This window comes from Streptomyces sp. McG3 (genome assembly GCF_018619185.1).
In the GTDB taxonomy this organism is placed as follows: Bacteria; Actinomycetota; Actinomycetes; order Streptomycetales; family Streptomycetaceae; genus Streptomyces.
The window spans coordinates 1-5,995 of sequence record NZ_JAAXYC010000402.1 but is presented as its reverse complement, the minus strand read 5'-3'; the positions used below and the strand labels follow the sequence as shown (position 1 = coordinate 5,995).

Genomic DNA, 5,995 nt, shown 5'->3' with positions numbered 1-5,995 from the left:
GCCGATGGCCGGGGCGTGCGGTAGCGGGGTCCCGGGACCGGTTCGGGGCCCGGGACGGGCGGGTAGTCATCCGCAGCGGCATGGGCGGCCTCCCCGTCGGAGGGCCGTCGGAAGGGCCGCCGAAGGGGGCAGGAACCATGGCGAACGACCGGCTCACCGAGGCCTACCGCTGCGGACAGCTCTACGCGGCGCTCGCCGCGCTGGAGCGCCTCGGCGAGGGCACGCACCACTCCCTGGGGAAGCCCGGGGCGCGGCGGCAGGTGTCCACCGAACCGCGCAAGCACCTCACCGTGCACCTGTGGCAGGCGGGCCGGTATCTGGCCGCCGCCGCCAACCGGGGCGAGGGGCCCGCCGCCGCGGTGCTGTTCCGGCAGCTGCCGGACCTTCTGCCCCTGCGCCGGGAGCTGCCCGGGGAGATCCGGGACCCGGCGGAGCGGGCCCGGTTCCAGGAGGGTGTCCAGGCGCAGGAGGCCGCGATCGGGAAGGCGCTCGCGGAGCTGTGAGCGGGAGGGTCCGGCCCGGGTCACACCCGGCCCGGGCCCTCCCGCCGCGCTCCGGGCACGTACGGCCGCCTACAGGTGCGTCGGCTCGAACATCCGCAGCAGGGCCGGAAGCACGACGACGGACGGGCCCGGGGCCGCCAGCGCCTTGCCGAGGTCGGCGGCGAGGGACTCCGGCGTCGTACGGACGGCCGGTACGCCGAAGGACTCGGCGAGCGCGACGAAGTCCGGGCGGGACAGCTCCGTGCCGGTGGCCTCGCCGAAGGCGCCCGTCATGTACTCGCGCAGGATGCCGTAGCCGCCGTCGTCGACGATCAGCCAGGTCAGCGGCAGATCGTACTGGCGGGCGGTGGCCAGCTCCGCGATGGAGTACATCGCGCCGCCGTCGCCGGAGACCGCGAGCACGGGCTTCGTCGGGTCGGCGGCGGCCGCGCCGATGGCCGCCGGGAAACCGTAGCCGAGGCCGCCCGCGCCCTGGGCGGAGTGCATGGTGTTGGGGCGGCGGGCGTCGAACGCGGACCAGGCCCAGTACGCCAGGATCGTCATGTCCCAGAAGCTGGGCGCGGTGTCGGGCAGCGCCTCGCGGACGGCGGCGAGGACCTGCTGCTCCAGGGTCAGTTCCTGGGCGTCGATCCGGACCCGTACCTTCTCCAGCACCGTGGCCACGCGCTCCGCGGCGCCCGCGTCCTCGCGCCGCTCGACGGCCTCCAGGAGGTCGGACAGGGCCTCGCGGGCGTCGGAGTGGATGCCGAGCGCGGGGTGGTTGGACTCCAGCTTCCCGGCGTCCGCCTCGATCTGGATCACCCGGCCGCGCGGGCGGAAGGTGTGGTAGTTCGAGGAGAGTTCGCCGAGCCCCGAGCCGACGACGAGGAGGACGTCCGCGTCCTCCAGGAAGTCGGTCGTGTGCCGGTCCTCCAGCCAGGAGCGCAGCGAGAGCGGGTGCTCCCAGGGGAACGCGCCCTTGCCGCCGAAGGTGGTGACGACGGGGGCGTCGAGCTTCTCGGCCAGCGCGCACAGCTTGCCGGAGGCGTCGGAGCGGACGACTCCGCCGCCCGCGATGATCACCGGGCGTTCGGCGTTCGACAGCAGGTGGGCGGCGGCGATCGTCAGCTCGGGGCGCGGATAGAGCTCGCGCGGGGTGGCGTCCATGGCGCTGACGACCGGGAGCGTCGTCCCGGCGAGCAGCACGTCCTGCGGGATCTCCACCCAGACCGGCCCGTGCGGGGCGGACAGCGCGGACTCCCAGGCGGCGGCGATCGCGGAGGGGATCTGCGAGGCGGACCGCACGGTGTGCACGGACTTCACGATGTCGCGGACGGAGGCCTGCTGGTCGCGCAGCTCGTGGAGGTAACCGTGCCGACCGCCGCCGAGCCCCGCCGTGGGGATCTGGCTGGAGATCGCGAGGACGGGCGCGGAGGCGGCGGCCGCCTCCTGGAGCGCGGCGAGCGAGGTGAGCGCCCCGGGCCCGGTGGACAGGAGCAGCGGCGCGACCTCCCCGGTGATCCGGCCGTACGCGTCGGCGGCGAAGCCCGCGTTGTTCTCGACGCGGAGTCCGACGTAACGGAGGGAGGAGCGGCGCAGCGCGTCGAACATGCCGAGCGCGTGCTGGCCGGGCAACCCGAAGACGGTGGTCGCGCCGAGCCCCTGGAGGGACTCGACGACGAGGTCACCGCCGTTGCGGCCGGCCGGCGGATTCAGGACTGCGGCGGCCTGGGCGGCGGTGAGCTGCGGCCGGTCGTCGTGGTCGTGGCTCACTTGGCTTCCTTGCTTTCCTTCTCCGCCGCGATCTGGCGGGACATGATCGTCGTCAGCTCGTACGCGGCGTGCGAGGCGGCCACGGAGGTGATCTCGGCGTGGTCGTACGCCGGGGCGACCTCGACCAGGTCGGCGGAGACCAGGTGGCAGGAGGAGAGGCCGCGCAGGATCTCCAGCAGCTCGCGGGAGGTGAGGCCGCCGGCCTCGGGGGTGCCGGTGCCGGGGGCGTGCGCCGGGTCCAGGACGTCGATGTCGATGGAGATGTACAGCGGCCGGTCGCCGATGCGCTGCCGCAGCTGGTCGGCGATCTCGTCGACGCCGCGCCGCATGACGTCGGCGGAGGTGACGATGCCGAAGCCCATCTTCTCGTCGTCGGTCAGGTCCTGCTTGCCGTAGAGCGGGCCGCGGGTGCCGACGTGGGAGAGGGCGGAGGTGTCGAGGATGCCCTCCTCGACGGCCCGGCGGAACGGGGTGCCGTGGGTGTACTCGGCGCCGAAGTAGGTGTCCCAGGTGTCCAGGTGCGCGTCGAAGTGGAGCAGGGCGACGGGCCCGTGCTTCTTGGCGACGGAGCGCAGGAGGGGCAGGGCGATGGTGTGGTCGCCGCCGAGGGTCATCAGGCGTGCGCCGGTGCCCAGGAGGTCGTCGGCCGCGCCCTCGATGGTCTCGACGGCCTCGTTGATGTTGAACGGGTTCGCCGCGATGTCCCCGGCGTCGGCGACCTGGGCGAGGGCGAACGGGGAGGCGTCCTGCGCCGGGTTGTACGGGCGCAGCAGCCGGGAGGCCTCACGGATGGCGTTGCCGCCGAAGCGGGCGCCGGGCCGGTAGGAGACCCCGGTGTCGAAGGGCACGCCGACCACGGCGACGTCGGTACGGCCGACCTCGTCGAGCCGGGGCAGCCGGGCGAACGTCGCGGGCCCGGCGTACCGCGGGACGCGGGAGGAGTCGATGGGGCCGCGCGGCGATTCGGTGCTGCTCATGGGGGTGTGCCTTTCCTTCGGTTTCGTACGCTGTCAAGTGTGCGGGGTCCGACGGACGACCCCGGCCCGTCGGGCCCCGTTCAGCCTGTCCGGCAGCAGGGTTCCGTCCTCGAACGCCGGACGGGCTGGGTTACACGCCGGACGGGCTGGGTGCGGCCGCGTCCGGGGCCTCGGCGGAGCTGTCCTCGGGCGGCCCACCACGCCCCGCCAACCGCTCGCGCCAAGCGTCGAGCACCACCGCGTCCGTCGGCGGCGTCGCCAGCGAGACGACGACGTACACGGCCAGCGACGCCAGCAGCCCGTAGTAGATCGGCTGGTTGGCGAGGATCCCGTAGTGGGCCATCAGCCCGATCACCGCGACACCCCCGACGCACACCGCCGACAGCGCCCCGGCCGCCGTGCCGCGCCGCCACAGCAGCCCGCCGATGATCGGCACGAGCAGCCCGCCGACCAGCAGGTTGTACGCGACGGTCAGCGCCTCGACGACGTCGTTCAGCGCGATGGCGATGAGGATGACGCCGATGCCCATGATCAGGATGAAGATCCGGTTGCCCTTGACCTCGTCGTGGGGCTCCTCGCCGCCCCCGCCCCGGCCGACGGCCCCCCGCAGCCGGGACCAGATGTCGTTGTTGGCCACCGTCGCGCAGGCGATCAGCGCGCCGGAGGAGGTCGACATCACGGCGGCCAGCGCGGCGGCGAGCACCAGTCCGCGCACACCGACCGGCAGTTCGTCCTTGACGATGGTCGCGAAGGCGGCGTCCGCGCTCGCCAGGTTCGGGTACATCACCTTGGCGGCGGTGCCGATGACGGCCCCGGCGATGGCGTAGACGAGACAGTACGTACCGGCGACCGTGCCGCCCCAGCGGGCCGTCGTGTCGCTGCGCGCGGTGAACACGCGCTGCCAGATGTCCTGCCCGATGAGCATGCCGAAGGTGTAGATCAGCACGTACGTGAAGATCGTCTCGCCGCCGATGCCGAGCGGGTCGAAGTACTCGGTCGGCAGCTGGGCCTTCATCTCGCTGAAGCCGCCCGCCTTGACGACGGCGATCGGCAGCAGGAGCAGCAGCACGCCGATGGTCTTGACGACGAACTGGACCATGTCGGTGAGCGTGATCGACCACATGCCGCCGAGCGTCGAGTACGCGACGACGATCGCGCCGCCGAGGACGATCGCGACGGTGCGGTTCACGTCGAAGAGGACGTCGAAGATGGTGGCGTACGCGATGGTCGAGGTGACCGCGAGCATCAGGGTGTACGCCCACATCACGACGCCGGAGATGATCCCGGCCCGGCCGCCGTAGCGCAGGTCGAGCATCTCGGAGACGGTGTAGACCTTCAGCCGGGCGATCCGCGCGGAGAAGAAGACGGACAGCGCGAGCAGGCCGAGGCCGATGGTGAAGACCATCCACGCGCCGGAGAGGCCGTACTGGTAGCCGAGCCCGACGCCGCCGATGGTGGACGCGCCGCCGAGGACGATCGCGGCCATGGTGCCGGAGTACATCCCCGGGCCCAGGCGGCGTCCCGCGACCAGGAACTCACTCTTCGACTTGGCGCGGCGCATGCCCCACCAGCCCATGGCGAGCATGCCGGCCAGGTAGACGACGATCACGGCGTAGTCGACAGCCATGGGCTTCCCTCCGTCTCGCGCAAACAGATGTACGTGCGAGGAAGACGGTAGGTGGCCGAAAGCCGACGCTGAAGTGTACGTTTCCTCCATTGCCGACGCACTGAATGGATGAACCGTCCATGCCGACCCCTTCCGCGGGCACCCCGCAGACGACCTCACCGCCCGGTCCGCCGACTCCACCCATCCCGCTGGCGGAGCTCCTGGCGCGCGAGGAGCTGGGCCTGCGCCGGATCGCGGGCCCGGCCGACGCCGATCTGCTCTGGGTGCACACCTCGGAGATGGCCGACCCGTATCCGTATCTGCTCGGCGGCGAACTGCTGCTGAGCGCGGGCGTGCTGCTGACGGACCCGGACCACTACGTCGGCCGGCTGGTGGAGGCGGGGGCGGCGGCGCTGGGTTTTGGGGTCCGACCGGTGCACGAGACGGTGCCCCGGGCCCTGATCGAGGCGTGCGACCGGGAGGGCCTGCCGCTGCTGGAGGTGGGGCCACAGACCCCGTTCACCGCGATCGCGCGGGCGGTCTGGCGGCTGATGGCCGAGGCGCGCCACCGCGAGCTGCGCCGGGTGACCCGCGCCCAGCAGGCGCTGGCGACGGCGGCGGCCCGTCCCGACCCCGTACCGGCGGTCCTGCACCAGCTCGCGACGCAGCTCGGCGGCCGGGCGGTCCTGCTCACGGCGCGGGGCGAGGAGGTCCACGCGGCGGGCCGCCGCCCGGACCCGGAGGCGGCGGGGGCCCTGATCCGGCTGGCCCGGGTGGTCGCCCGCGAACGCCCCGGCTCCCCCTCCTCGGCCACCGACACCCACGGCGGCACCCACCTGTCCGCGTACGCGCTGGGCGGCGGCGAGGGCCTGGTCCTGGCGCTGGCGACCGGGCAACGGGCGTCCGGCGACCACACGGTGGCGGGCATCGCGGTGGTCCTCCTCTCCCTCCTGGCCGCCCCCCACCAGGGCGCGGACGCGGCGGGCCGTTCGGCGGCCCTGGTCCGCATGCTTCTGGGGGCCTCCCCCGCCGAGGTGGCCCCGCTGCTCGGTTCCGCCGGCCCCTGGACGGTGATCCACGCCCGCCGAACGGACGGCACCCCGGCGGACGCCCTGACGTCCGGGGCCCTGGGCGCGTCACTGGGCACGGCCCTGGTC

Annotated in this window: 5 protein-coding genes; 2 read left to right on the top strand and 3 right to left on the bottom strand. The window is 73.5% G+C overall.

From position 1 onward, the window contains the following. Positions 1-503: hypothetical protein (locus tag HET64_RS35415; RefSeq protein WP_251146328.1), on the top strand; the 503-nt coding region annotated here is incomplete at its 5' end. A 69-nt stretch (positions 504-572) separates the two neighbouring features. Here HET64_RS35415 and HET64_RS35410 read toward each other — a convergent pair. The 3 genes from HET64_RS35410 to HET64_RS35400 form a co-directional block, all read right to left on the bottom strand. Then, entirely contained in the window at positions 573-2,255 is a 1,683-nt protein-coding gene (locus HET64_RS35410; RefSeq protein WP_215111348.1) for a thiamine pyrophosphate-binding protein, read from the bottom strand. Beyond that, the gene (gene speB / locus HET64_RS35405) at positions 2,252-3,232 is read right to left on the bottom strand and encodes an agmatinase (RefSeq protein ID WP_215111347.1); all 981 of its coding nucleotides are present in this window, start codon (positions 3,230-3,232) and stop codon (positions 2,252-2,254) included. Before speB ends, HET64_RS35410 begins: the two co-directional genes overlap by 4 nt. Before the next feature lie 130 nt (positions 3,233-3,362). Next, positions 3,363-4,859: a sodium:solute symporter gene (locus HET64_RS35400; RefSeq protein WP_215111346.1), complete on the bottom strand. Its 1,497-nt coding sequence runs from the start codon at positions 4,857-4,859 to the stop codon at positions 3,363-3,365. 104 nt (positions 4,860-4,963) lie between these two features. On the opposite strand from HET64_RS35400, the gene HET64_RS35395 reads away from it, so the two are divergent. Then, positions 4,964-5,995, top strand: a 1,032-nt coding sequence (locus HET64_RS35395; protein WP_215111345.1) for a PucR family transcriptional regulator ligand-binding domain-containing protein, incomplete at its 3' end; no start/stop codon positions are given.

Bases quoted from the DNA above. Each gene is read 5' to 3' on its own strand.
- speB (WP_215111347.1), bottom strand. From the start codon at position 3,232: ATGAGCAGCACCGAATCGCCGCGCGGCCCCATCGACTCCTCCCGCGTC.
- HET64_RS35400 (WP_215111346.1), bottom strand. From the start codon at position 4,859: ATGGCTGTCGACTACGCCGTGATCGTCGTCTACCTGGCCGGCATGCTC.